This is a genomic window from Paraburkholderia sediminicola, assembly GCF_046027355.1.
Taxonomy (GTDB): Bacteria; Pseudomonadota; Gammaproteobacteria; order Burkholderiales; family Burkholderiaceae; genus Paraburkholderia; species Paraburkholderia sediminicola_B.
The window spans coordinates 1-25,373 of record NZ_JAQQEK010000003.1; the positions used below are offsets into that span (position 1 = coordinate 1).

The 25,373-nt window shown below is 62.3% G+C and carries 23 protein-coding genes; 6 read left to right on the forward strand and 17 right to left on the reverse strand.

The genetic code is table 11. The features are described from left to right. Positions 1–140: 140 nt before the first annotated feature. The 3 genes from PQR42_RS05885 to PQR42_RS05895 form a co-directional block, all read right to left on the reverse strand. Positions 141–1,229 carry a porin gene (locus PQR42_RS05885; protein WP_408204803.1) on the reverse strand — a complete coding sequence of 363 codons (1,089 nt, stop codon included), beginning with the start codon at positions 1,227–1,229 and terminating at the stop codon, positions 141–143. A 116-nt stretch (positions 1,230–1,345) separates the two neighbouring features. Continuing rightward, complete coding sequence (locus PQR42_RS05890) at positions 1,346–2,647, reverse strand: dicarboxylate/amino acid:cation symporter (protein WP_408204764.1); 1,302 nt, start codon at positions 2,645–2,647, stop codon at positions 1,346–1,348. Between the two features lie 181 nt (positions 2,648–2,828). Continuing rightward, a complete protein-coding gene (locus PQR42_RS05895; RefSeq protein WP_408383640.1) occupies positions 2,829–3,692 on the reverse strand; it encodes an amidohydrolase family protein in 864 nt (287 codons plus the stop codon). A 132-nt stretch (positions 3,693–3,824) separates the two neighbouring features. Between PQR42_RS05895 and PQR42_RS05900 the strand changes: the two genes are divergently transcribed. After that, a complete protein-coding gene (locus PQR42_RS05900) occupies positions 3,825–4,748 on the forward strand; it encodes a LysR family transcriptional regulator (protein ID WP_408383638.1) in 924 nt (307 codons plus the stop codon). A gap of 43 nt (positions 4,749–4,791) precedes the next feature. Here the strand turns inward: PQR42_RS05900 and PQR42_RS05905 are convergent, their stop codons facing one another. Both PQR42_RS05905 and PQR42_RS05910 read right to left on the reverse strand, forming a co-directional pair. After that, on the reverse strand, positions 4,792–6,303 hold the full coding sequence (locus tag PQR42_RS05905) for a GMC oxidoreductase (RefSeq protein WP_408383636.1): 1,512 nt from the start codon (positions 6,301–6,303) through the stop codon (positions 4,792–4,794). Between the two features lie 55 nt (positions 6,304–6,358). Further along, positions 6,359–7,378, reverse strand: a complete 1,020-nt coding sequence (locus tag PQR42_RS05910) for a Gfo/Idh/MocA family protein (RefSeq protein ID WP_408204760.1) — start codon at positions 7,376–7,378, stop codon at positions 6,359–6,361. A gap of 175 nt (positions 7,379–7,553) precedes the next feature. On the opposite strand from PQR42_RS05910, the gene PQR42_RS05915 reads away from it, so the two are divergent. Continuing rightward, complete coding sequence (locus tag PQR42_RS05915) at positions 7,554–8,417, forward strand: helix-turn-helix domain-containing protein (protein ID WP_408383634.1); 864 nt, start codon at positions 7,554–7,556, stop codon at positions 8,415–8,417. Here the strand turns inward: PQR42_RS05915 and PQR42_RS05920 are convergent. From PQR42_RS05920 to PQR42_RS05960, 9 genes are all read right to left on the reverse strand, one after another. Continuing rightward, positions 8,339–8,734, reverse strand: coding sequence for a LysR family transcriptional regulator (locus PQR42_RS05920; protein ID WP_408493611.1), 396 nt, complete (start codon positions 8,732–8,734; stop codon positions 8,339–8,341). The two genes, PQR42_RS05915 and PQR42_RS05920, sit on opposite strands and share 79 nt — an antisense overlap. Before the next feature lie 162 nt (positions 8,735–8,896). After that, positions 8,897–9,901 (reverse strand): allantoicase, encoded by a 1,005-nt coding sequence (gene alc / locus PQR42_RS05925; RefSeq protein ID WP_408383632.1) that lies wholly within the window; start codon positions 9,899–9,901, stop codon positions 8,897–8,899. Between the two features lie 41 nt (positions 9,902–9,942). Beyond that, the gene (locus tag PQR42_RS05930; protein WP_408204757.1) at positions 9,943–10,611 is read right to left on the reverse strand and encodes a DUF1989 domain-containing protein; all 669 of its coding nucleotides are present in this window, start codon (positions 10,609–10,611) and stop codon (positions 9,943–9,945) included. Continuing rightward, positions 10,608–11,411, reverse strand: coding sequence for an amino acid ABC transporter ATP-binding protein (locus PQR42_RS05935; RefSeq protein WP_408383630.1), 804 nt, complete (start codon positions 11,409–11,411; stop codon positions 10,608–10,610). Before PQR42_RS05935 ends, PQR42_RS05930 begins: the two co-directional genes overlap by 4 nt. 5 nt (positions 11,412–11,416) lie before the next feature. Beyond that, positions 11,417–12,091, reverse strand: a complete 675-nt coding sequence (locus tag PQR42_RS05940) for an amino acid ABC transporter permease (RefSeq protein ID WP_408383628.1) — start codon at positions 12,089–12,091, stop codon at positions 11,417–11,419. Beyond that, complete coding sequence (locus PQR42_RS05945; protein ID WP_408204801.1) at positions 12,088–12,771, reverse strand: amino acid ABC transporter permease; 684 nt, start codon at positions 12,769–12,771, stop codon at positions 12,088–12,090. Before PQR42_RS05945 ends, PQR42_RS05940 begins: the two co-directional genes overlap by 4 nt. Before the next feature lie 18 nt (positions 12,772–12,789). After that, entirely contained in the window at positions 12,790–13,425 is a 636-nt protein-coding gene (locus PQR42_RS05950) for an urea carboxylase-associated family protein (RefSeq protein ID WP_408383626.1), read from the reverse strand. A gap of 11 nt (positions 13,426–13,436) precedes the next feature. Further along, positions 13,437–14,054, reverse strand: a complete 618-nt coding sequence (locus PQR42_RS05955; RefSeq protein ID WP_408383624.1) for a DUF1989 domain-containing protein — start codon at positions 14,052–14,054, stop codon at positions 13,437–13,439. A 19-nt stretch (positions 14,055–14,073) separates the two neighbouring features. Beyond that, complete coding sequence (locus PQR42_RS05960) at positions 14,074–14,922, reverse strand: transporter substrate-binding domain-containing protein (protein WP_408383622.1); 849 nt, start codon at positions 14,920–14,922, stop codon at positions 14,074–14,076. 276 nt (positions 14,923–15,198) lie between these two features. On the opposite strand from PQR42_RS05960, the gene PQR42_RS05965 reads away from it, so the two are divergent. After that, positions 15,199–16,083, forward strand: coding sequence for a MurR/RpiR family transcriptional regulator (locus tag PQR42_RS05965; RefSeq protein ID WP_408204751.1), 885 nt, complete (start codon positions 15,199–15,201; stop codon positions 16,081–16,083). 179 nt (positions 16,084–16,262) lie between these two features. Here PQR42_RS05965 and PQR42_RS05970 read toward each other — a convergent pair whose 3' ends face one another. Continuing rightward, on the reverse strand, positions 16,263–16,661 hold the full coding sequence (locus tag PQR42_RS05970; protein ID WP_408383620.1) for a hypothetical protein: 399 nt from the start codon (positions 16,659–16,661) through the stop codon (positions 16,263–16,265). Positions 16,662–16,675: 14 nt separating this feature from the next. Beyond that, positions 16,676–19,207, reverse strand: a complete 2,532-nt coding sequence (locus PQR42_RS05975; protein WP_408493588.1) for an alpha/beta hydrolase — start codon at positions 19,205–19,207, stop codon at positions 16,676–16,678. A gap of 694 nt (positions 19,208–19,901) precedes the next feature. Between PQR42_RS05975 and PQR42_RS05980 the strand changes: the two genes are divergently transcribed. From PQR42_RS05980 to PQR42_RS05990, 3 genes are all read left to right on the forward strand, one after another. Continuing rightward, entirely contained in the window at positions 19,902–20,816 is a 915-nt protein-coding gene (locus PQR42_RS05980; protein WP_408383616.1) for a 3-hydroxyacyl-CoA dehydrogenase, read from the forward strand. Positions 20,817–20,837: 21 nt separating this feature from the next. Beyond that, positions 20,838–21,785 carry a 3-hydroxyacyl-CoA dehydrogenase NAD-binding domain-containing protein gene (locus PQR42_RS05985; protein WP_408383614.1) on the forward strand — a complete coding sequence of 316 codons (948 nt, stop codon included), beginning with the start codon at positions 20,838–20,840 and terminating at the stop codon, positions 21,783–21,785. A 91-nt stretch (positions 21,786–21,876) separates the two neighbouring features. Further along, entirely contained in the window at positions 21,877–23,385 is a 1,509-nt protein-coding gene (locus tag PQR42_RS05990; RefSeq protein WP_408383612.1) for a CoA transferase, read from the forward strand. 840 nt (positions 23,386–24,225) lie between these two features. Here the strand turns inward: PQR42_RS05990 and PQR42_RS05995 are convergent. Next, the gene (locus tag PQR42_RS05995; protein WP_408383690.1) at positions 24,226–25,257 is read right to left on the reverse strand and encodes an NAD(P)H-quinone oxidoreductase; all 1,032 of its coding nucleotides are present in this window, start codon (positions 25,255–25,257) and stop codon (positions 24,226–24,228) included. Between the last annotated feature and the right edge of the window lie 116 nt (positions 25,258–25,373).

The window sequence follows — 25,373 nt, forward strand, 5'->3', positions numbered from 1 at the left end:
GGTCGTATAGTGGCCGTGAATATCGATGATCATCGTAGCTCCGAACAACTGAGTGAATTACCGGCGCAATGGCTCGACTGAAGCGCCATGCACCGCTGACTTCGCAAACGAGCCTTATTCGGCCGTGCAATCGCCTTGCCTCAAAAGGTGTGCTGCATCCCGACACCGTATGTACTTCCGGACGGATTGGCTGTCAGCTTGTCGTAGGAATAGACCGCGTACACATACGTACGCTTGGACAAAATATAGTCATAGGCAATGGAACCGGTGTTGCGCACGTTGCTATGGTTCGACGGCGCGCTGTGCTTCGTGCGCGCCCATTCGGCGAGGATCAGGTTCGACGGCGTCAACGGCACCGAAACCCCCAGCTCATACGTATGGGAGCCGGTCTCAACGTCGTTGTTGCTTGTCATTTGCGCGGCCCCGTAGAGCTTGACGAGCTTTGCATCGTACGCAGCGCCTGCGAGATAAAGATATTGACCGCTCGACGGCGCGACGGCCGCCGTTCGAACGCGCTGCGCCGAGAACACCGCCGTGAGCGGCCCGTTTGCGTAAGTCAGATGCAAACCGATGTTGTCCTTCCCCTGTTGACCCGTGGTGCTGCTGACGCCGTAAATCACGGTACCCGTGAGACCGCCGTAGTTCGGCGAAACGTACTCGACGGCGTTTTGCCAGACCGTGTCGCCGATCTGCGTATTGCCGTAGCTCGCGGTGTACGACTGCACGATCAACGGCGAAAACACCACGGACGAACCGAACGGGTTGACGAGTTGCTGGTTGTAATACGTCGGATTGGTCTGCTCCCCCACTTTGAACGTGCCATAGGCGCCGGTCAGTCCGACATAGGCATTGCGCGAAAACAAGCCATCTGTGGTGTTGCGTCCCATCTGCCCCGTGTTCGGCCTGAAAAAACTCTCGAGAGCGAAGATCACCGCATTGCCGCCACCGAGGTCTTCGCGGCCGCGCATGCCCCAGAACGACGTCGTCATCCCTCCGCCGCCTAGCTGCACCGTGCTCGCACGCGTCGTGCTCAGTTTCGAACTGTCGATATACATGCCGATGAGCCCATATAGCTGAACGAAAGACGATGGAGCCGCCGCTGCGCCGGCTGTCGCCGATGAATCGTCTGCGTGCGCGACACCGACACCGCCGGCCGCCAGCAAAGCCGTTGCCACGCACGCAGCGTTGAGATTGGCTCGCCCGAGCAATCCTGTTTTGTTCACTGACATCATGCTTCCGTCTCCAAACCAGTTTGTTTTTTTACGCGCGCGCGCCTCCCGCTGCGTGCGCGGGTAGCGCACGCAGACAGCGAAACACACGAGGGATTTTGTTGCCGGCTAACCTGTCATTCGGTGTAGCGGCGCGACATTTCGGCGTTCAGTTTCGAGCGGTCAAGCTCGTGCTCCCATGCCGACACCACTAGCGTGGCGACACCGTTGCCGATGGTGTTGGCGATTGCGAGCCCCGTTCCCATGAAGCGGTGAATGCCGAGGATCAGAACCATTCCGGACACCGGGATGATCGGGAAGACCAGCAGCGTCGAGGTCAACATCACGAAGGCCGCGCCGGCCACGCCGCTCGCGCCCTTCGACGTCAGCATCGCCACGCCCACGAGCGTGAGTTCCTGCGTCAGGCTGAGCTCGATGTTGAATGCCTGCGCGATGAACAGCACGGCCATCGTCAGATAGATGTTGGTGCCGTCGAGATTGAACGAATAGCCCGCTGGAATCACGAGACCCACCACCGACTTCGAACAGCCGAGCCGTTCGAGTTTTTCGAGCATCCGCGGCAGCGCGGCCTCGGACGAACTCGTGCCGAGCACGATCAGGATTTCCTCGCGGATATAGCTCAGAAACCGCAGGATGCTGAAACCCAGCAAGCGCGAAATCACGCCGAGCACCACCAGCACGAAGAAGGCGAGCGTCACGTAGAAGGCGCCGATCAGCTTGAGCAAAGGCACGACGGCGCCAATGCCATAGGTGCCGATCGTGAACGCGATCGATCCGAACGCGCCGATCGCCGCGACCTTCATGATGATGTGAACAATGCCGAAGAAGGTCTGCGCAAACCGGTCGATCATGCGAACCAGCGGCCGGCCGTATTCGCCCGTAGCCGCGAGCGCGGCGCCGAACAGCACGGAGACCAGCAGAATCTGCAGGACATTGCCGCTCGAGAATGCGCTGGACACGGTGTCGGGAATGATGTGCATCAGAAAGTCGACCGTGTTCTGTTCGTGCGCGGCAGTCGTGTATCCGGCGAGCGCCTTGGTATCGATCGTCGCGGGATTCAGATTGAAGCCGCGGCCGGGACGAAACAGATGTCCGGCCACGAGTCCGATCACGAGCGACAGCGTCGATACGACTTCGAAGTACAGCAGCGCCTTGCCGCCCACGCGTCCGACCTTCTTGATGTCGCCCATGCCGGCCATGCCGGTGACGACGGTGCAGAAGATGATCGGGCCGATCACCATCTTGACCAGCTTGATGAACGCGTCGCCGAGCGGCTTCATCTGCACGGCGAGCGACGGTGCGAAATGACCCAGCAGCACGCCGAGAAAGATCGCGAGCAACACGTGGAAATACAGCGCGCGATAGAAGGGTTTCTTCGCGCTGCGCGCGGGCGATGTCATGACGGCGCTATCGTTCATGACGCCGCTCGCAAACAAGCCGCAGGGGCCGAATGGGCCGGCTGGCAATGCATATCGATCATTGTTGTCTCCTGATTCGAATGGTGAGCGGAAAGCCGGTCGTTTTCCGGACTTCCGCCTGGCTGCCATTCTCGGTGTGGCAGTTCAAAAGTGAGGGAAGCGAGTCGAGCGAACGGATCGCTCAGAATCCGTAAAGCCGTGCCGGGTTCGTGACGAGCAATTGCTCGCGCAGCGCCGCATCCGGACAGAAGCGGAACAGCAGATCGACCAGTTCGCCGTCGTTCGGCATGTCCTTGCTGATGTTCGGATGCGGCCAGTCGGTACCCCACAGCACGCGGTCGGGGGCGGCTTCGATCAAAGCGCGCGCGAACGGAATCGCATCGTCGAATGGACGGCGGCCCGCGGACACGCGCTCGGCGCCGCACACTTTGACCCATGCGAGCGGATTGCGCATCAGTTCCAGAAGCTGGCGGAACGGTTGCTGATCGACGCCGGCTTCGGCGCGTACGCGGCCCATGTGATCGATCACGAACGGCACCTTGATTCGCGCGATCCGCTCGGCGTATTGCAGGATGTCCTGCGCGTCCAGATGCAGCACGACGTGCCAGCCAAGGCTCTCGATACGCTCGAGCACCCGGTCGAATACGTCGAGATCGGGCGCGCCGCCCAGATGCGCGACGAAATTGAAGCGCACGCCGCGTACGCCGCGCGTGTCGAGATCGGCCAATTGTGCGTCAGTCACGTCGCCATCGACGATCGCGACGCCGCGATAGCGCCCATTGCCGCGTGCAATGGCGTCCAGCATCGCCGTATTGTCGGTGCCGTGGCAGCTTGCCTGCACGATCACGCCGCGGCTCGCGCCGAGAAAATCATGCAGCGCGACCAGGCGCTCGAACGGGGCGTCGGGCGGCGTATAGCTGCGGTCCGGCGCATAGGGAAAGCGATCCGCGGGGCCGAACACGTGGCAGTGCGCATCGCATGCGCCGGCGGGAAGTTGCTGAGCGGGTCGAACGGGGTGGGGATCGGGAGGCAGGCAGGATTTCATGGAGCGTCGTCTCGATGTCATGCCGCGTGGCGCGGCTTTGTACGGGTTGGATGCATTGTGGCGGCGATGATGGATCGGTACAATCGCCATATTTAACTAGCTGATATGTGAATTTCACATGACTGGCCGACAATGGACCTGAAGCAGCTCGAGGCATTCGTTCACGTCGCTGAACTCGGCAGCTTTACGCGTGCCGCGATTACGCTGGACACGAACCAGCCCGCCTTGAGCCGGCTCGTGCGGCATCTGGAAGTGGAGTTGCGGCATACGCTGCTCGAGCGCACCGGCCGCGGTGTGACGTTGACGCCGGCCGGCCAGCGCATGCTGGCGCATGCGAAAGGTATCCTGCAGCAGGTGCAGCGCGCCTCACAGGATCTGGACGAGTTGCACGGCGCGGTCGGCGGTCATTTCGGCATCGGCATTACCCCCAGCTTCGCCAGGGTCGCCACGCGTGAACTCGTGCGTGATTTTCGTTCGTCGTTCCCCGGCGCGACGATCTCGGTGGCTCAAGGCTTGTCCACCTATCTGATCGAATGGCTGATGATGGGCCGCATCGACGTCGCGGTGCTGTACGACACATTCGATACGCCGTTGATCGACAAGCGGACCATCTTTACTGAAGAGCTGTTTCTGATCGGCCCGGACAGTGGTGATGCGCTCACGGAGGCAGCGCGCGAGCCCACGACAACGATTACGCTGCGGGAAATCGTGCGCTACCCGCTGGTCATCCCCGGCCGCATGCACGCGATCAGACGGATGGTCGAGGCGGCTGCCGCGGAACAGGGCGTGAGATTGCGGATCGAGCTGGAGGTGGACGCGGTGACGTCAATTCTCGATCTGGTCAGCGAGGGCATCGGGTATGCAGTGCTGTCGCTCAATGCGACCACCAGCGATGTTCTCAAGCGGCGCTTCCAGATAATCCGCATTACCGAGCCGACGCTCTTCAGCCGTCTTGCGATCGCGACCAGCAGCAAGCACACGCTGTCACAACTTGCCGTCCAGGCGATCGCCATGCTCGAATCGAAAATATTGCCTCTCTACGGCAATGCGGCCTGAGTGGGCGTTGTGTTTGCACCGCCATCAATTTGTTTGTGCGCGCCTAGAACGTTCCCAGCCGCTCGCGCAGATACTGACCGGTCCGCAGCGCCTGCGCCGCGATCGTTAGCGCCGGATTGAGCGCCGCCGACGAGGGAAAGAACGAAGCGTCGACGACGAACAGATTCGGATGATCGAATGCCCGACACCAGGGATCGAGCGGCGCGATGGCCGGATCATCGCCGAAGCGCACGGTCCCGCACTGATGCGACGGCGTATCGATCCCGAACGGCCGGCTCAGCACCGCGCGCATACCGATCTGCCGCAGCAGCCGCTTGCTGCGCTCGACAAAGCGCGCGTGCGGGGCCATGTTGGTGCGTTTCCAGTGCAACTCGACGCGCTCGTCGGCCAGTGGCCGCACGAAGCTGTCCGGATGCGGCAGATCCTCCGACATCGCGAGCCAGTCGACGCTGTGACGCGCGAGCCACGCGGCGCCCCAGCGCGGCAGCGACGGCCGCGCGGCGCGGATCATCGGTTCGCTGATGTTGCCGAGCATCTGCAGATTGCCGAGCGGCGCACGATCGTCGTCGCAGCCGAAGTAGAAGTCGTTGAGCGAGAGCGTCTTCGTGAAGCGCGTGTCGTTGACGGTCCACGGCAAGAGGCCCATCAACGCGGTTGTGTTGTGGTTCATGTAATTGCGCCCTACCATGCCCGACGAATTCGCGAGGCCGTTCGGATGCCACGCGTTTGCCGAGCGCAGCAGCAGCAAAGCCGAATTGATCGCGCCAGCGCTCAGTATGAAAAGCGGTGCGCGCACGACGCGTGGCTCGCCGCCGACGTCGAGCTCGATGCCGACGATCCGCTTGCCCGCGTCGTCCGTGACGAGACGCGTCGCGCGTGCACCCGTCCACAGTGTGACGTTCGGATCGCGTAACGCCGGATCGATCAGGCAGCGCTCCGCGTCGCCCTTCGCATCGACGCGGCACGGAAACGCGTCGCAGGTGCCGCAGCGCACGCACGCGCCGCCCGGCCGCAGGTCGATTGCCGACGGCATGTGGAACGGCCGCAGCCCGGCCTGCGTCAGTCGCTCGGCGAGCTGGCCGATCAGTGGCTCGTGCGGGATCGGCGGAAACGGATACGCGGACGAGCGCGCGGGCTCGGTCGGATCGTCGCCGTGGCGGCCGTGCACGCCGAAGAGGCGCTCGGCCTCGGCGTAATACGGTTCGAGATCGGCATAGCGGATCGGCCAGGCGGGCGAGATACCGTCCTCGTGCTCGGCCGCCTCGAAATCGCGTTCGCGGAACCGGAACATCGCCGTGCCGTAGAACTTCGTGTGGCCGCCGACGAAGTAGTACTGGCCCGGGCTGAACGGCGGGCCCGCCCCATCGACCCACGTTTCGCGCGCGCGATAGCGGCGCTCGACGAACACGGCCTCCGGATCCGTATTCTGCGGCTCGCGCGGCAGCCGTTCGCCGCGCTCGACGATCAGCACGCGCGCGCCCGTGCCCGCGAGGCTCAGCGCGACCGCCCCGCCGCCGACACCCGAGCCGACGATCACCACATCGTAGTCCCTCATCGCGCGTTGCCCCCACACCCGATGTTCGAATCCGCTCCGTTCATCGACGCCCCCTTCAGAGCCCGGCCTGCACGCGCGTGCGCTCACCGCTTCGCACCGCCTGCCGCACCGCGAGCGCGGCGGCGAGCGAGCGCACGCCATCCTCGCCGGTCGCAGCCGGCTGCTCCACGCCGCGGCTCTTCACCGCCGCATTGAACCGCGCGAGCGAGCGTTCGTAGAGGTTGTGATGAACGACGGGCACTGTGCGTTCACCGGTCGCGTCGCGCACGATCACTTCGCCGACCGGGCGTTGCGTCATCACATCGCGGCCGATCAGTGAGCCGGCGGTGCCGTGGATCTCGATGCCCGTGCCCGCGTATGCGACTGTGAACGCGTCGTGCAGTTGAACGAGCACGTCGTTGTCGAAGCGCAGTACGGCCATCACGCCGTCGTCGACGCCTTCGGACGCAAGCGATGGCGGCGGCGTCATCGCGACCGCCTCGACCGGCTCCGCGTCGAGGATGAAACGCAGCGTATCGACGTCGTGCACGGTGATGTCGAGAATCACGCCCGCGCCCGCGGACGGCTGCGCGATCCGCCAGCCCTGCAGATGCTCGGGCAGATGCACCGCATGGAACACGCGCGCGTAGAGCGGCCGGCCGATCGCGCCGTCGCGCACGAGTTGCCGAATCGCGAGATGCGTCGCGGCGTTGCGCAGATGATGGTTCGTGCCGAGCACGACGCCAGCGCGCCGACATGCGTCGACGATTGCGTGCGCGTCGTCGAGCGTCATCGCGAGCGGCTTCTCGCAGAGCACGTGCTTGCCCGCGTTGGCCGCCGCGATCGCCTGCGTCGCATGAAGCTCGTTGGTCGTGCTGATATACACGGCGTCGATGCCGGGATCGGCGAGCAGCGCGTCGAGCGACGTACAACTCTTCGCGATCCCGTGCTTCGCCGCATAGGCTTCGCCGCGTGCGCGATCGCCACTCAGCACCGCCGCCACCGCATTACCCGGCTGCGCACGGATCGCGTCGATCATCCATTCGTGCGCGATCGTGCTCGCACCGATCAGTCCCCACCGCAGTTCGTGTTCCATCGTGTCTCCCGGTCCGTGCGGCCCACCGTGGGCCCGCATCGTATGCTGGACAGAGATTAACGACGTAACGCGCGCGGCGGTATTGCAGAGACCGCTAGTTTTGGCACAATTGCCGCATCGCGGCCACGTCAGGCCGCACGATTGACATCATCGCCACGTTCCGAGGTCTTCGGTCATGCGTCCCTTATTCGAACAGGTCAGCATCCCGCTCGATCAGTCATGGACGCTATTCGACCGCCGGTTGCCCGCGTTTCCGTTCAACTGGCACTACCACCCGGAGTTCGAACTGACGCTGACGCTCAACAGCGTCGGCGAGCGCTTCGTCGGCGATCACATCGAGCATTACGGCGACGGCGATCTCGTGCTCGTCGGCCCGAACCTGCCGCACGCGTGGCAGTCGCGCGAGCGTCTGCGCGACGACGCGCCGCATCGCGCGCTCGTCGCGTGGTTCACGCAGGCATGGGTCGACACGCTGCACACCCACTATGTCGAGTTCGCGCCGCTGCGCGCGCTGCTCGCCGAGTCCGTGCGCGGGCTCGCGTTTTCAGCCGACGTCCGCGCGCAGGCCGCGAAGCGCCTTCTCGCGCTCTGCGACGCGCCGCCGGCCGCGCGCTGGCTCGGGCTCGTCGAGGTCCTGCTGCAGCTCGCCTCGGATACGCAGCGCCGCTCGCTCGCGCTGCAGGGTTTCCTACCCGTCGACAATCCGCGCGACCGCGCGCGGCTCGAGCGCGTGATGTCGTTTCTGAACGCACACTATGCGGAGCCGATCCGGCTCGCGATGCTCGCCGAACTCGCGGCGATGAGCGAAAGCCAGCTGCAGCGTTTCTTCAAGCGCTGCACGCGGATGACGATCAGCGACTACCTGAACCAGTTGCGGATCGGGCGCGCATGCGCGCTGCTGATGCAGCCCGATCGGCCGATCGGACAGATCGCGGCCGAACTCGGCTACGGACAGGCCAGCTACTTCACGCGACAGTTCCGCGCGACGAAGGGCATGACGCCGATGGCGTTCCGGCGCAAGTACGAAACGCGGGAGTGATGCGTAAGCAGACAACCGTCGCTGATGCGGACGCGAATGCCGCGACATAGGATCGCCGCGGGTCCAGTCGGATTTCCGCCAGCCGCGACCATCGAGTTCGCATCCGGTTCACGCATACGTGGCGCCAGCACGGTCATCAGTTCAGTCCGCGCGACACCGCTGCCGGTCGGGACGAACAGGCGGTCCTCCAGAAGCCCACGCAAGATGACCAGCGCGTTGCCGACCCGCGGCTGGGACAGATTGAGCCTGACTGCCGCCCGGCTCACGCTGCGCTCGCTGTACACCGCGTCGAGGATCCGCAGCAGGTTCAGGTCGATATCGTTGCCTCGCCGTCCCGATCGGCAGTCTTACTGTTACGTCTGCCCGCCCTGCTCTCGCTCGCGTAGCTCCATGCTCTCGCCTTCTCGTTGAAGATAAATAATGATGTAGTCTTCGAAGCAGGAACGCTTGTTCCAATCAAATCGGGCAGGCGGTGTGGATCAGCGCGACGCGTGCCCGAACAGGCAGAGTCTCGACACGCCACCGTCCGGCAGTATGTTGAAGCGGACATGCGTAACCGGCATGATCCGTTCGGGCGTGAACGCATGCACGCGATCCATTTCCAGCTTCTGCTCCTCGAGCAACACGGGCCAGAACATCGATTGAGTAATGAGCGATTCGTCGGTGCCTGCCGTGACGAATGCGCCTTGCAGCGAGCAACGGTCCGCGAAATTGCCTTTGAAGTGCGCGGTGTCGACATTGACCTTGCAGATTTCGCCAGGCACGGCGAGTTCGACGATGCACCAGTCACAGCCCGGTTCGCGACGCCGGCGGGTTTCCCAGCCTTCGCCCATGTCGGCTGCACGCGTGGGCAGAAGCAGATTTGAAGCGAGGCCGTAATGCTGGTCGTTCACCGCGACGATCCGCGCACCATGCATCGCTGACGCGAGGTTGAATTCGGCGTCCGGCGCGAGTTCGCGGCGCGGCCGGCCGAACACGCGCAATCGCGCGACACCACCGTCCGGGTAAATATTCAGTCGTAGGTGCGTGTAGACCGCGCCGGCGACCGGTTCGATCGCGAGAAAGTGATGCGCGTTGCCGTTCAGTGCCACCGCCGGCAGCACTTCGGTCCATTGCGTGTCGGAGTGCGGAATGTCGTCATCCGAGCGGCACGCGTCGATCGATGCCGCTGGAGGAAAGTTGCCAGTGAAATGGCTCGTGTCGATATCGACGCCCATCAGTTCGCCCGCCACGCCCAGCTTGACGATACAGAAATCGTGGCCGCTCACGCGCTTGCGACGCGATTCCCAGCCATCCATCCATTTGCCGTTGTCGTCGTATTTGCCGGCGATGAACACAGCCGGCTCCGGAGCCAGCATGCGGGCCATCGGTGCAAAAAAATCGTCACTGGTGAGCACGGCTTGCGCGCCGAGACGTGGATCCGCGAGGTTGATGCCTGTGCGCGTAAAGGCCGGAGTGTCCGGGTCGAAAGCGGGGATTGCCATGTGCGTGAGGGTCCACTCGGGATTGTTGAATTGATGAACGCTCAGGCGTCCGGAACCCACGATTGCGTGCCTTGCAGATCGGAGACAAAGTCGTCGAGCACGGCGATGTCAACCGGTTGAGGCGTGTTGTCGCCTTGCCCCTGAATCTTCACGATGTCTTGCGGACATGCGGAAAACGCAACGAAGCAATCCATTTCGGCGCGTAGCGTGATGTATTCGCCAGGCTTCGTCACGGTGGGCAACGTATGTAGCGTGATGCCGTCCGGTTGCACGCGGATATTCATGAAGATGTTGAACGAAGCGAGGTTCTGCCGCGGCGGCGTCACGCCGAGTTCGAACATCCCTTCGAACATGTTGTCGCAACAGTTGCGATGATAGCCGCGCACGCCGAGCAGTTCGTAGCGTTTGCGATCGCAGGCCGCCATGAAGGTGTCATGCACGCCCGGCGTCGTGTCTTCCACGACGGTCAGCATCGGATGGCGCAAGTTGGTCACGAAGCTGTCGCCGACCACCGGATTAAGCCGCTGGTTCCACACGCGCGTGGTCTCCATGCACATGTATTCGTTCAGGTCGTATGCATTCCAGGCCCAGCAGTCCACGACTTGCGTGCCATGAGTATTGATGACGCGCACGGCCTGGCCTGCTTTCAGTCGGACTGCCTTGCCATGCCCGGCAGGGACGGTCAGTGCAGATTGATTCGTATAGTTCATGAGCGTGAATTTTCCAGGGTAAAGCGATAGAGAAATTGCTGGAGTCGCGGCGACGACGGCGTATCGAGCACTCGTGCTGGCGACCCCTGTTCGACGATGTGTCCGCCGTCCATGAAGATCACGCGGTCCGCGACATCGCGCGCAAAACCGATTTCATGCGTGACGACGATCATCGTCGTGTCCTTCGCGGCGAGTCCCCGCATCACGGCCAGGACTTCGCCAACCAGCTCGGGATCGAGCGCGCTGGTCGGTTCGTCGAACAGGATTACCTCGGGCGCCATCGCGAGTGTGCGGGCTATGCCGACGCGCTGTTGCTGACCGCCCGACAGGTTCGCGGGCATCGACGCGTGCTTACCGCTCAGGCCAACCTGCCGCAGCGCTTCGATGGCAACGTCAGTGGCGGCGAGACGGTTTATCCGTTTGACCGACAGCAATCCTTCCATCACGTTTTCGAGCACCGTCATATGCGGCCACAGATTGAAACTCTGAAACACCATGCCGATCCGGCTGCGCTGCGCGCGTATCTCGCGGTCGGGACGCCGGCTCGTCGTGCCGTTCGAGTTCTCGCGCAAACCGATCCGCTGGTCGCCGATCCAGATCGCGCCTTCGTCCGGGGGCGAAAGCCAGTTCAGGCAGCGCAGCAGCGTCGACTTTCCGGAGCCCGACGGACCGAGCACGCAGACCGTTTCACCACGCGTGACCGTCAGATCGACGCCGTCGAGAATGCGGTTCGCGCCGAACGACTTGATGATGCCACTGGCTTTCAAAGCCACAGGCGGCGTGCTGTCGGATGGGTTCATGCTGATCACCGGCGTAGGCTGACCCGATGGGCACGGCCGAGACGGCGCTCCCAATGACGGGTCGAAAAGTGGACGACGGACGTCGCGGCCCAGTAGACCATCGCGACGACGAAATAGACTTCGAGCGGCGCGTACGTGTCGGACACGACGCCCTTCGCGGCGAACATGAACTCGTGCACCGAGATCACCGAGAGCAACGCGGAATCTTTCACCAGGCCGATGAGCAGACCCGTCAGCGTGGGCAGCAGCAGCGGCAACGCTTGCGGGGCGATGATGCGGCGCGCGATCGCCACCGGCGACATACCGATCGCGACGCTCGCTTCGACGGTTCCCGCAGGCACGGCGGCGACAGCAGCCTGAATCACTTCAGCGACGTACGGGCCGTAATAGATCGCGAGCGTCACCGTGCCGACCAGCGGCGCGGGCAGCAGTACGCCGAAATCGGGTAATACGAAAAACATCACATACAGCAGCACGAGCAGCGGCAAGCCGAGCGTCAACGCGGTGTAACCGCGAATCATCGCCGCCAGCCATGGACCGCCGCGCCGCTGGCCGACGGTCAGCAGAACGCCGAGCACGCCCGCCATTGCGGCGCCGGCCGCACACAACCAGACCGTGCTGCCGAGTCCGGTCGCAAGCTCCGGCCAGTAGTTGGACAGAACGCTCAGATCGAAGCTCATCGCGCCGCTCCCGTGGCGCCTCGTTCGACGCCGGGCATGCGTGGCGAACGCTGCGCGCGTCGCGCGGCATAGATAACCGGCAACGCGACCGCCAGATAGCCGACGCTGACCAGAAGCAGCACTTGCGTCGACGTGTAGGTCCGCGCGATCACCATCTGCCCGGCGTACGTCAGTTCGGTGACGGCGACGACCGACGCGAGGGGCGTGGTTTTCAGCAGGATCGTGAATTCGTTGATGAGTGCAGGCAGGCTCGCCTTCAGCATCTGCGGCAGCGCGATCCTAAGCGCAATGCGCCACGGCGCCATTCCGAGCGCAATCGCGGCATCGTACTGGCCGGCCGTGATCACCCGCAGATTGCCGCGCAGGATTTCCGCCGTGTACGCACCGCTATTCAGCCCGAGCGTGAGCGCGGCGGCCAGCATCGGACGGCCGCCCAGCCCGATCAGCGGCAACGCGAAGAACAACACGAACAGTTGCACGAGGGCAGGCGTACCGCGCATGAAGCTGATGTAGAGTCGCACGGCCCAGCGCAACGGCGCGATGCGCGTCAGTTGCATCGCGAGCGCGAGATGGCCGAACACGAGACTGCCGGTTGCGCCGAGCAGCGTCAGTTCCACGGTCAGCAGCCAGCCGTCAATGAGTGTCGGCAGGCTGTGGATCACTTGTGGGTCAAAGCCCATCACGGCTGGTTCCCGGAATCAGAGTTGGTCGAGTTCTTCGGCCACCGACAGTTCGAGCGCGCCTGGCACGTCGTTGCCCGCAATGCCGGTGCAACAGGCCGACACGATGAACACCATGTCCGTCACCACCCGGCACGCGACGAAATCACCGGCGCGGGTGGTGTTGGGCAGCGGTTCGATGCGGCCATCCTGATGTAACGCCACATGCATGAACAGGTTGATCGGATCGGGTATTTTTGGCGGCTTCAGGCCTAGCGATTCGATCAACGCGCCGACCGATTCGACGCAACCCGTCTGTTCCGCGTAGCCCTGCTCCGCGAGATACGCGGTCGTCGATGCGGGGAGCAGCAGATCATGCTTGCCGCTCGAGTCCTTACCGAGCACCATCAGCGCGCGGCGGCGGTTGCTAACGATTCGCATACCCGCCTGCAACACATACGAATTGCTAAACACGCGTGTGTGATGGACCGACATATACACGTCGTCGTTGATCCGGCTGAAGCCGAACATCGACGCGACCGCACCCGGTTCTGTCGCCTCGATACGCAGGATCTGGCCTGCCTTGACGTCGATCGCGCGCGCTTCGCCCCCAGGCACGGCGACGGTTTGCGGGGGCAACGGGGCGCGCGAAGGCGGTTCTTTAAGAAGCAGCATGTTGAGTCCGTTCAGGCGGCGACAGCGGTCGCGGGCAGGATGGAAATAGCGATGTCGGTGACCTTCAGACCGTTGCCGGGAATGATGTCCTGCGGACACGACGATACCGCGCACACCAGGTCTTCGAGCACGTCGAACGTGATGTGGTCGCCGGGCTTGCTAGTCGGATCGGTGACCTGCATCCGGCAATCGCGCGTGACCGGGCCGTTCTGAAACAGATTGAACGGCTCGGGTACATCGAACGGCGACAGTCCGTACAGCGCGAGACCCGCGTGCATGTTGTCGAGGCAATTGCGATGCCCGGTCACGTTGAAATCGATCGTGAAACGCGTGTCGTCGCAGGCGGGCACGTTAGCATCGTGAATACCGACGGTGTCTTCGACCACTCGCAACAACGGACGCCCCAGCGACGAATAAAGCGCGTCGCCGATCTTGAAAAACAGCGTCCGAAGCTGACGGCGCGTATGCGTCGGCGACAGCTTCTCGCCATGGTTCGACGCAACCACTGCGACGAAGTCGGCGGCCTGCTGGCCCTCGACGTCGATGATCGTCAATCGTTGGCCCGCCTTCACTTCGAAGGTGCGGCCGTGTCCCGCCTTGACGGTGAGAGTCTGTACTGGCTCTGTCATGTGATTCAGTCTGCTCGACTTACTGTGCGGGGATGAAATCGGACGTCGGCGTATCGAAGCTCACGCCCAGGTTGGTCTTTTGCAGGCGCGCAAGTTCGCCGGACTTTTTCATTGCGATAATCTGGTCGCTGATCGCCTTGTTCAGCCGCGTATCGTCCGGACGGGTCGCCCAGGCAATCCATTGCGACGGTCCGAGTTCACCGGTCGACTTCAGCTTGCCCGGATTCTGTTTGATGACGCCTGCGAGCACAGTCATATCGTCGAACACGAAATCGGCGCGACGTGTCAACAATGCAGCCACCGTCTGATCAACGCTATCCACGCTAATCAACTGGATCGGCGCAAGACCTTTGGCCTTCAGCGTCTCGTTAAACTGCTTGAGGATCTGTTCGGGCGCGCTTGCGCTCTTGACCGCAGCCGTCAGGCCGGAGAGAGATTCGATGGTGGCTTGCGGCGGAATCTTCCCGAAATCGGAGCGCACTAGTGCGCCGTTCACCGTCTTGCTGGTCGGCACAATGTACGCGAGACGCTTTGCGCGTTCGGCAGTTACGTTCAGCGCGGAACCTTCGACGTCGAATGAATGCGCGAGCAGGCCCGGAATGATCCCGCTGAACGACATGCGCTGATATTCGATCTTCACGCCCAGATGCTTCGCGACGGCAGCCATGACGGCCGGATCGAAACCGACAATGCTGTTGTCGGCGTCAGTGTATTCGTACGGCGCGAAGGTCGGATCGATTGCGACGGTCATCGTGCCGCGACTCTTGATGTCGTCGAGCGTATCGGCGTTCGAGGCTACCGGGTGGGTCAATGCGGCAAACTGCAACAACGCGGCGAGGGCAATGCTGGAGAGGCGGCGCTTCGACATCGGGAGCTCCCGTAGACAGGTGGACGATGCCTCTCCAATGCATGATCCATACCAACTCGATATGAGAAACACCGGTTTCACGAATCCACATTCAAAAACATCCGTTTCTGCTACGGTCTGCAAGAAACACAGATTTCACGCAACGCGGTTCAACCTATAATGACGTCATCGCGAGACCCCGACTATCTGCACCCGGCGCGTGCACGCGAACAGCGATGCACGTTCGCGGTGCCGATATCGCACCACGACGGGCTCTCTACTTACTCACAGGCCGAAATGTCAAACGCTCAAACGAAACAGGAGAAGCGCGCACCGCAGTCGATCGAGAGTCGCATCGCCGAATGCTATGACGAACTGTCTGAGATCGATCAACGGCTGGCCGATGTCATTCTGAGTGCGCCGGGACAACTGGCGATGCAAACCGCCACCGAACTGGCGACGACCGCGCAGGTGTCGAAAGCGACCGCGACGCGTTTTTTTCAGAAGCTCGGGTATGCGTCTTATGACGACGCGCGCGCGATTGCGCGCGCGGCGCAGGTCGGCGGTTCGCCGTTGTACCTACAGGATCGAGGCCGCAAGAATGCAAGGACGAAGCTCGACGACGTGATTCAGGAGCATTTGCGGCACGAGGTCGAGAATCTGGCGAATACGTATCGGTCGCTCGATACGCGCGTGCTGAGCGAGGTCGTCGAGGCGGTTGCGCACGCGCGGCGCGTAGTGATTATTGGGTATCGGCATAGTCATACGGTGGCCACGATGATCAGGCGCGAACTGATTCAGGTACGCTCCGACGTGGTGTTGTTGCCCGCCCCCGGCGACACAATCGGAGAATATCTCGGCGGCCTGAGCGCGAAGGATGTCGTGATCATTGTCGGCTTACGGCGCCGTGTGCCGGCGGTCGGTTTGGCCGCGGCCGCACTGGCCGAGGCTGGCGTACCAATACTGTATATGTCGGATGTCATTGCGGGGAAACCGGCGCGACTGGCGCGCTGGGTGATCCGGTGCCACACGGATGGCCTGATGCTGTTCGACAGCAAGGTCGGTATGACTGCGGTGGTCAATCTGGTCTGTTCACTGGTTGCCGAACGCCTGCTCGAACGGGACAACAATCATTTGCAGCGGGTCGAAATCATGCACGAGCGTTTGCGTGAACTCGACTAAAAACGTGGGTATTTTTTCGAGAGCCTGCCGCACTTTTTAGGCAGAGATGCCGCTTCCACGAGAATGGCCGACTTACCCAACTGTCGGCTGATGATTGCCGCTGTTTAGCTCGGACTCCATTTGCCTCGAGGAACCGGTTTGCGCAGTTGGTCAAATCTTCGCTTCTATAAGATAGCCCGCTATTCGGGCTTCTCCCAAACGAGCCGTATGCGACTACGCTGCTCGATATGAGGGACTCCCGTTCCCGCGCGGCCCAGGCCAAGCTTCCCGTCCTGCTTTATTTTCGTATCCGCGGGCGCAAAAAAACGATAGCGCCCCCCCGCCAAGCGCTCACTCTCAATCAGCGGCGTCTTTGCGACCCAAAGCACAGGCCCCACGCCGGCGATTGGGAAATCCTCATTTAGCTCGGCATCGATCTCGATCCATTCGTTCACCCAATCTTCTTTGCCGTCGAGAACAAATCGGCGAAGCTTGTCGCTGCGCACCCGACGGGCCACCGCCGCCTTCAGGGATGGCATTTTGAATGGAGATGCATGCTGGAGCTCTTCACGGGAAGCGCCGTCGTCGCCGGTTGTCATTCTTATCTCCACGTTCACACTATCTGCAGGTCGTCAAATGCCAGCGCGCGAGGCACCGCACGATTGAAGCGCAATACGATTGCTCGCACTTCACCGCTCCGTTTCGCCAATCCGAAGCAGCGCAAAGGAAATCGCAGCGTAGACAGCATACTCTTCGTCTGTCCGCCGCGATTGAATGGAAGCGGCACGCCACCGACATCGTCCGAATCGACCCATGTGACTGTGCCCCCGACCTGTTCCAGGCCGAGCTGAAAACCGGTTGCCGCGCCCGGAAACTGCCCATCGAACACGTCCGCAACGCGGATCCAGATTTCATTGCCCCCGCCCGGCCCCTTGCCTTTGAGTTGCGAGCGGAAAGTCGCGCCTTTCTTGCGGGGCACGGCGACCATACCGATCGTGTCGCCGTAGAAAGATCCGTCGAATTGATGTGGTCCCGTCTGGTTGAAGTCGTACTCGTCGGCGACCAGTCCCGACTGCGACGTGGGTTGCCCCATCGAGTTCAGCCCGATGCCGTTGCCATCCTGATGGTCGTCGACAGTCGTTGCCTTAGCCCACTTGAATGCCAGGTGAACATTTGATGTGGGCCCCACTGGCGGGACTTCGGTACCGATGAGAAAACCGACCGTCGCCTGCCCGGCCAACACATCGCGAAAGAAAGCGCAGCCGTAGGACAGCAGTGTGCGTTCGTGGTCGGCGCGCGACATCGTCGGCAGAGTGCCTGCGTTGTCGTTTTCCAGCCATTGCCGGTTGAAATAATTGTGGCAGGCCTGATCGACGTACAACTGCGACTTGTATTTCGGCGGCCGACAACGATCATAGTATTTCGCTCCGTCGTTGCTGGTGACATCGCCGTCGGCCGCAGGCAGCAACGTCAGAAACTCAAATCCGGTTGGCGGTCCGCTCGTCGCACCCCAGTCTGTCGGAGCGAGCGACAGCACGCCGACTATCGTCGTACCCGCCGGCTTCGTGGCGCGTCCTGGCGCGATGATCACCGCTTCACCGCCACGTGAATGCCCCATCAAGCCCGTCCTCGAAAAGTCGAGTGTGTGCTTAAAAACCGGATCGCTTCCATTCAGCTGAGTGAAGTACTGGATCGACGCATTAATCAGATCAGCGCGATCGAGAATGTTGCTGGGGCCGGACGCGTTTCCGTTAAGCTCGTTGCAGTCGACCGACACGGCCACAATGCCCATTTGTGCGAGCGTCTGCTGGAAATAGTCGTAGCCGCGATAGCTCGGGTCCGCGGGCGAGTGATTGCCGTGCGCCAGGAACACGACGGGTGACGGGCCACCCTTGCGGCGGCGCACGTTGAACGGCTGCTGCACGCCGTCATCCTCGGCGGGGAAATACACGCTACCCCGTACATGCAGGGTGTTGCCACTGACCGACACCGTACCTCCGTCGTATTCCTGCCGTCCAACCGGAAAGAGGTCGAGCCCCGCCGGATCAGCACCTGCGGGAGGCGCCACACATTGTGCGAACAGTTCCTGCGCAAATTGGCTGACGCACTGACCAAGCGTTTGCACTACATCGACGACATCGCCGTGCTGTAGCGGTTTCTTCAACCCTACGATGGGTCCGCCGCTCTCACCCGCCTTCACATGGTTGACATACACCTTGATCTTGGCCCCGCTGGCCATCTGGGTCACGACGACAAACGTGTCGCCTCCCTGCACGGGCCAGACCTGGGGAGCCGGCAGCGCCGAACACGGTTGGACCGTCACGCCACCGGGCGGGCTCGCGGGCTTGCCCGCGCACATTCGCTGGATCACGGTCAACGTGTCGCCGGTGTTCAATGGAGAGCCGAGATTGACGAGGCTGGCGTATCCCCATGTGCGCCACACGCCAAGCGACGCGCCATTACGCGAGATTTCAAAGCGCGCGCCGTCGACGAGGTTCGTCACGCGAATCTGTTGCGTTCCCTCATAGACGGGATCGATTGCAGGTGCAGGTAGCGGGTCAGGCGGCTCCTGGGTATCGAATGCCACCGAAGGGGGGCTTGGGTCCTTGCACAATGACGCCCACGCGCGAACGGTTGATGGCAGCCCATAGTCGGGCGTCACGTCGACTCCCTGGTGGGGCGCAGCTCCGCTGACCTTGCCCACTTGCGCGCCATCTGCCGTGACCCACACGTCGCAGCCAGCCAGTAGATTGTTCACGCCTGTCCGCGCGCCGCATCGGTAGACAGGCGCGGGACTGATCTCCGGACGCGGCAGTCCATCAGGAAAGTCCTGAGTATGATCGCGCGCGGTCAATGCCGATGACCAGCCACTCGTGACGCCGCCAGAAGTTTGCCGCGCCCGCACGACATTGCCTGCCACAAGAGGACTTGGCAATCCGATCACCGCACCCTGCGGCTGGGGAAAGCCGCCCGGCACGCCACTCACCACGACGGTACCGTTGACCTCCACATCGAGGCTTGCGTCGATGTCATACGCGATGACGCACACCGCCACCGCGCATTGGTACAGCGGCCCCTCGACGACGGGCGGAGAGAGAAAACGATTGTCCTCGAGTTTCAGTCTTTTTGTGGGGACTTCGGCCATGGCAGGTCTCCAATGCACGGACGCGCTCCCCGCGCTAATCGTGTCGTGATTCGGGTGAATCTGCACGCCGCCTGAAAAGGCGCAAAACCGTGCACCGTCGAAAAGGCAATAACAAGACGTGAAAAGCCACGACTTTTTTAAGCCGCTCGCTATCTGAGCGTAGCTGACGTCCATGTACCCATGCGACGGCGTGGGCGAACGTCCGTAGATGAACCGAGTTCGGAAGCTCGGCGGTGAACCGTGGCCGGGGTAGGCCGGCCTCGCGTCGAACTTCCGGAGTCGACACGAATCGGACCTACGACACTTCGTGCCAGCGATGGCCGGTTTCAAAGGTCAAACGGTCATCACGCAACAACATGCGTCTAGTGGGTACGGGACACCAGGCGTATTCCAGCTTTATGTAATAGCCGCCCTTCGCCCCGCCAACTACCATCAGAAAGTTGGCTCTATAAACCTCTCCTGGCTTCGGTATCAGAGGTCGTTCTTTTCGGCACGACGGGCACGAAAATGAACAAACCCACGGCTCTTTCATAAAGGCTCTAGCCACGACCAAAAGGAAATTCGCGCCGGAGTCGTCGGCGCCAACGCCAACGCAAGTTGCGCAACTGTCGCACGTTCCCGGCTACCCGGCGGTACCCAGTCGCGCTCGACATTCAGTCTCTCCTCCAATGGCAATGACCCGAAAGGACACACGATGACCCTGCCTCGAATCAGCGGAACGAATCTTTCCGCGGACGCGACCCGCTCCGGCCGATTGTTTTTCCTCGAATTGAGCGGTGGCCGCATTCACTCGATCAATCCCGACGGATCCGGCCTCAAGACAATCGTCGCGGATTGCCGCCTCCCCGACGGCATCGTCGTGGACGTGGATGCCGGTCAAATCTATTGGACCAACATGGGTTCGATCGGCCTCCACGACGGCTCGATCGAACGCGCCGACCTGGATGGCAGGAACCGCGTGGTCGTCGTCCCGCAAGGCGTCACGCACACACCGAAGCAGATTCATCTCGACAAGGCAGGTGGCAAGCTCTATTGGTGCGATCGAGAAGGCATGCGCGTGATGCGCGCCAACCTCGACGGCTCTCAAGTCGAGACGCTGGTCGCGACCGGGCATGGCGACCAGGACCGGCTCGACCAGACCCGGTGGTGCGTCGGAATCACGACCGATCCGAAGCACGGGAAGCTCTACTGGACGCAGAAAGGTCCGGACAACGCCGGCCTGGGCCGCATCTTCCGCGCCAATATCGACATCCCGCAGGGCGAAGGCCCGACAAACCGCTCCGACATCGAGGTGCTGTTCGACCGGCTGCCGGAGCCTATCGACCTCGAGCTCGACCTCGCGAAGCGTGTCCTCTACTGGACCGACCGCGGCGATCCTCCGCGCGGCAACAGCGTCAATCGTGCGCCGATCGATGGAACAGCGACGTCTGAAATCCTCGTTACGCACCTGATGGAGGGAATTGGCATCGCACTCGACATTCCCGGTAACCGGATGTTCGTCACAGACCTGGGCGGCTCCGTCTATTCCGCCGACCTCGATGGAAAGAACCAGCGCAACTTCCTCTTCGCCCAAGGCAACCTCACCGGCATCGCCTATGCCGAAGTCTGACCCACGCATTGGAGACATGACATGACTGATACCAAGCCCATTCGCCGCATCGCCGTCATCGGCACCGGCGTGATCGGTGCCAGCTGGACCGCACTGTTTCTCGCCAAGGGGCTGAAGGTCGTTGCGACGGACATCGCGCCGAATGCTGAAGCCCAACTCAAGGAGTTCGTGGAGTCCGCCTGGCCGGCGCTCAAGAGGTTGGGCCTTGCGCCCGGCGCGTCGCAAGCGAACCTGACGTTCACGCCCATGCTCGCACAAGCGCTCACGAATGTGGACCTCGTCCAGGAAAACGGCCCCGAACGGCTCGAATTCAAGCAGGATCTCTATCGGCAACTCGATGAGCTACTGCCCCCCCACGTGATCATCGCGTCGAGCACGTCGACCCTGCCCATGAGCAGCATCCAGGTGGGCGCCGTGCTGCATCCCGAGCGCTGCGTCGTCGGCCATCCGTTCAATCCGCCGCACCTGATGCCGCTGGTCGAGATCGTCGGCGGGACAAAGACCTCGGAAGAGACGATCCGGCGCGCCACGGAGTTCTATACGTCAATCGGGAAACAGGTGGTGCGCCTGCACAAGGAATTGCAGGGCCACGTCGCCAACCGTCTGCAGTTCGCGCTGGCGCGCGAGGTCTACTTCCTGGTGGCAGAGGGTGTGCTGAGCGCCGCCGACGTCGACACCGCTCTCTCATGGGGGCCGGGCCTGCGCTGGGGCGTGATGGGCAATATGATGCTCAATCACCTCGGCGGCGGCCCGGGCGGCATCGAGCACTTCTTCCATCAGTTCAGCGGTCCGATGACGGCTGGGTGGAAGGATCTCGGCTCGCCCGAGCTGACGCCGGAAGTGCAGAAGAAGCTCATCGACGGCGTTCATGCCGAAGTCGGATCGCGGTCCATCCAGGAGCTGGAGGCAGAGCGCGACGAGATGCTGCTCGGCCTCATCGAACTGCGTACCAAAGGAAAGGCGCGTTAAAGGTACGGCTGCGGCCACTCCACGCGTGGCCGCGGCTCGCGTGGATCGATCGTGGGCAGTTGACACTCCCTTATCGAAAAAAATTCTTCAAATGAAAGACTCGACCAATCTTGTAATCGAAAGCGAACCGGATCGGCTTACCGGAATCATTCAATTGAAACTCGCGAATCCGGCGCGGAGCTCGGATATCGATCTGCACGGCGCACTCAATGACGTACTGAAAGACGTCGGATTATCGATGGCGGACAGCGGTGGCAAGATCACTTTCCACGGCCGGGATCCGATCATTCCCGCGCTCTTCCGGTTCGGCTCGTTGTCCGCGATCGCCCTGGCCGCCAAGGCCGTCGGCGTCGCTGCGCTATGGCGACTGCGCAGCGGCGAGGAACAGGACATCGAAGTGGACGTTCGTAAAGCGTTGCGACGCTTCGCCGGGTTCTTCGATCTGAAATGGGAGACGATCAATGGACGTCCTCCGGCCCTCAAAGTCGATACGAATCTCTTTCGCGAAACCCGCGACGGACGGCACGTCGTGCCCCTGAACATCTATCCCAAGCTGGCTGCCCGCGAGCTCAGCCTGCTCCGGTGCGACTCCAGCCCGGAAGCCGTGCGCAACGCCATTCTGCAATGGCGCGCGGACGACCTGGAGAATGCGGCGGCGGAAGCCGGGATCGTCATCGCGAAGGTGCGCACCTTCGAGGAATTCCGCAAGGAGCTTCAGTACACCGAGGTCCTCTCGAGAATGTCGCTGATCAACGTGGAAAAGATCGGCGAGAGCGAGCCGATCCCTTTCAGGAAAGAGGGCACCAGTCCGCTGGACGGCATTCGCGCACTTGGGATGGGTCACGTGATTGCCGGAGCGGCCATCGGGAGAGACCTCGCTTTGCACGGGGCCGATGTCCTCAACATCTGGCGGCCGTTCGACGACAGCGAGATCGAGGCGTTCGCGTGGGACACTCAGGTTGGGATGCGCTCGACAATCCTGGACTACTCGACGGAGGATCGCGCGAAATTCGATCTTCTGTTGAAGGATGCCGATGTCTTCTTCGCGAACAAGCGTCCGGGCTATCTGGAACGCCATGGTCTCGAGGCCGAGGAGCTCTGCGGCAGGAGGCCTGGGTTGATCCATGCCAGTGTCCTGCTTCACGGTGCCAAGGGCCCCTGGAAGTATCGTCCGGGATTCGATGAAATCGGCGCGGCGGTCTCGGGGCTGTTCGCCGTCGAAGGTACGCTCGCGCGTCCGAAATCGCCGCCGATCATCCCCATTGTCGACAACGTGGTGGGCTGGCTCGGCACGGTCGGCGTACTCGCGGCGCTGCGCCGGCGTGCGATCGAGGGTGGCAGCTATCGAGTCACCGTTTCTCTGACCCGAACCGTATTGTGGCTGTTCTCGCTCGGCATCTTCGACAGGGACTATGCCCGGGCGACCGCCGGATCTTCCGACGAGCACGCCTACGTCGCTCCCGATCTGTTCACGGCGGAGACCCCGCTGGGCACGTATCAGGGCATGACCGATCAGGTGGTCCTGTCGAAGACTCCCGGGGCCTTCAGGACGGTGCTCACGCCACGGGGTTCGAGCAAGCCCGAATGGCTGACGCGGTGAAGGTGCCCGAATGCGAAATCAGACAGAGGCGCGACGGCGTTGCCGTTGATGTTGGTCGGCTACCTGCAAGCAAAGGACGCCATTCCGTCTCCGCCGTCTCTGATTGCGATTGAAACGGCGGGGGCCGCCGCGCACCCATGCAAAGGCCGATGAAGCAACGTTCATCGTCGCGAATTGAGTGGCCGCTTTCTGGGGTGGATCCGACGTCCGAACTTCCGAGCAACGGTGCGTGCGAATGACGCCTCATGACCGCACTGAGCTCCGCCGCTTTGCGCTCGCGTACACCCACGGCCGTGTAGTCTGTCGAGCTGAAATGGTTGTCCCGTTCCGACTCCCATCGAAGTCGGCCGACCGGCCCTCGCCGGTGGATGGGCCATGACGGTCTACGTGAACGGACGCCATTCCCGCCATACATCCATCGTGCCTCCACGACGTGCGGAGAGTCGTAGAATATTGCTGTGAGTCGTTTTCCGGCGCCCTCCTCGAGCGCCGGACCGTAAAGGGTTACCTCGCCCTCGTCGATCGACGAGTCGAACCGGTCCTCGGCCGTCCCGAACCGACGAGACGCGTCTGCGAGGTCGAGCCGGTCGACCATGAGTTTAAGGAGACGACATGAATGCAGTGTGCCCGCTGCACGGGCCAACGAAAATCATCCGCACGAATGCGTACGGGTTTCCGGTCTATGCGTGCTGCTGCGACGACGTGGCCTATGTAACGCCTCCGGATGCGTGTACGAGAGCGCCGACGCAACGCGGGCGTGACCCGCAACCCGAACAACCGAAGACGAGGAAAGAATGATCTGACGAGCAAGCCTGCCGCCCGGTGGCGGCAGGCCACGCTTCAGCCAATGAGATCGGCACCTGTCGTAAGGACGATCTTTCCAAAATGTGTGCCGGAATCGATCAGTTCGTGAGCGCCGCGAGCATCGGCAAGCGCAAAGGTCTTGTAGACAACCGGCTTGATCTTGCCGTTCTCGATGTGCGGCCAGACCTGCCGTTCCAGTTCGTTGATGATCGTCGCCTTGTCCGCGGAAGTACGCGATCGCAATGTCGAGCCCATATGCGTTAGACGTTTCGTCAACATCGGCACGACGTTGAGATCCTTCGCCGGCCCCTTGATCACGCCCACCTGGAGGATCCGTCCGTCCATGGCCGCGGCGTCGTAGTTTCTAGCCACGTAGTCGCCGGCAATGATGTCGAGGATCACGTCGACGCCTCTTCCATCCGTAAAACGCTTCGTTTCGGCGACGAAATCATCCTCGCGGTAATTTATCGCGAGGTCCGCGCCTAGCGCCAGGCTGGCCTCCCGATGCGCCGGCGAGCCAACTGTCGTGATGATTTTCGCAGCGCCGAATGCCTTCGCCAGCATGGTCGCCGTGGTACCGATACCTGACGCGCCACCATGGATCAACACCGATTCGCCGGCAACCAGCTTGCCGCGCTGGAACAGGTTCAGCCATACCGTCATCAACGTTTCGGGCATCGCCCCCGCTTCCACTAGCGTCAGGCCCTTGGGGATATGCATCGTGTTGCAGGCGTGCGCGACCGCATATTCCGCGTAGCCACCGCCGGGAATCAATGCACACACCAGTTCGCCGATCTGGAATTGGGCCACGTCGGAGCCAACAGCAACCACTTGACCCGCCACCTCCAGCCCTGGAATGTCCGAAGCGCCGGGGGGCGGATCATACAGCCCTTTGCGCTGGAAAACGTCTGGGCCGTTTACGGCAGCAGCGTGGATGCGGATCAGAACCTGATCGGCGTCCGGCATCGGCACGGGGCGCGTAGTCGGCACCAGAACCTCAGGGCCGCCGGGCTGTTTGATCTCAATGGCCGTCATGGACGACGGCACACCATAAGTTGAAGCAGACATGGATACCACTCCTTCAATAGATGAGGCTCGATTGATCCGGGTGGATCGTTGAACGAGGAACTCTTGCGTTCAGTATAGGGCTCGACATTGATGAATATGCGCAGCATTATTCACAC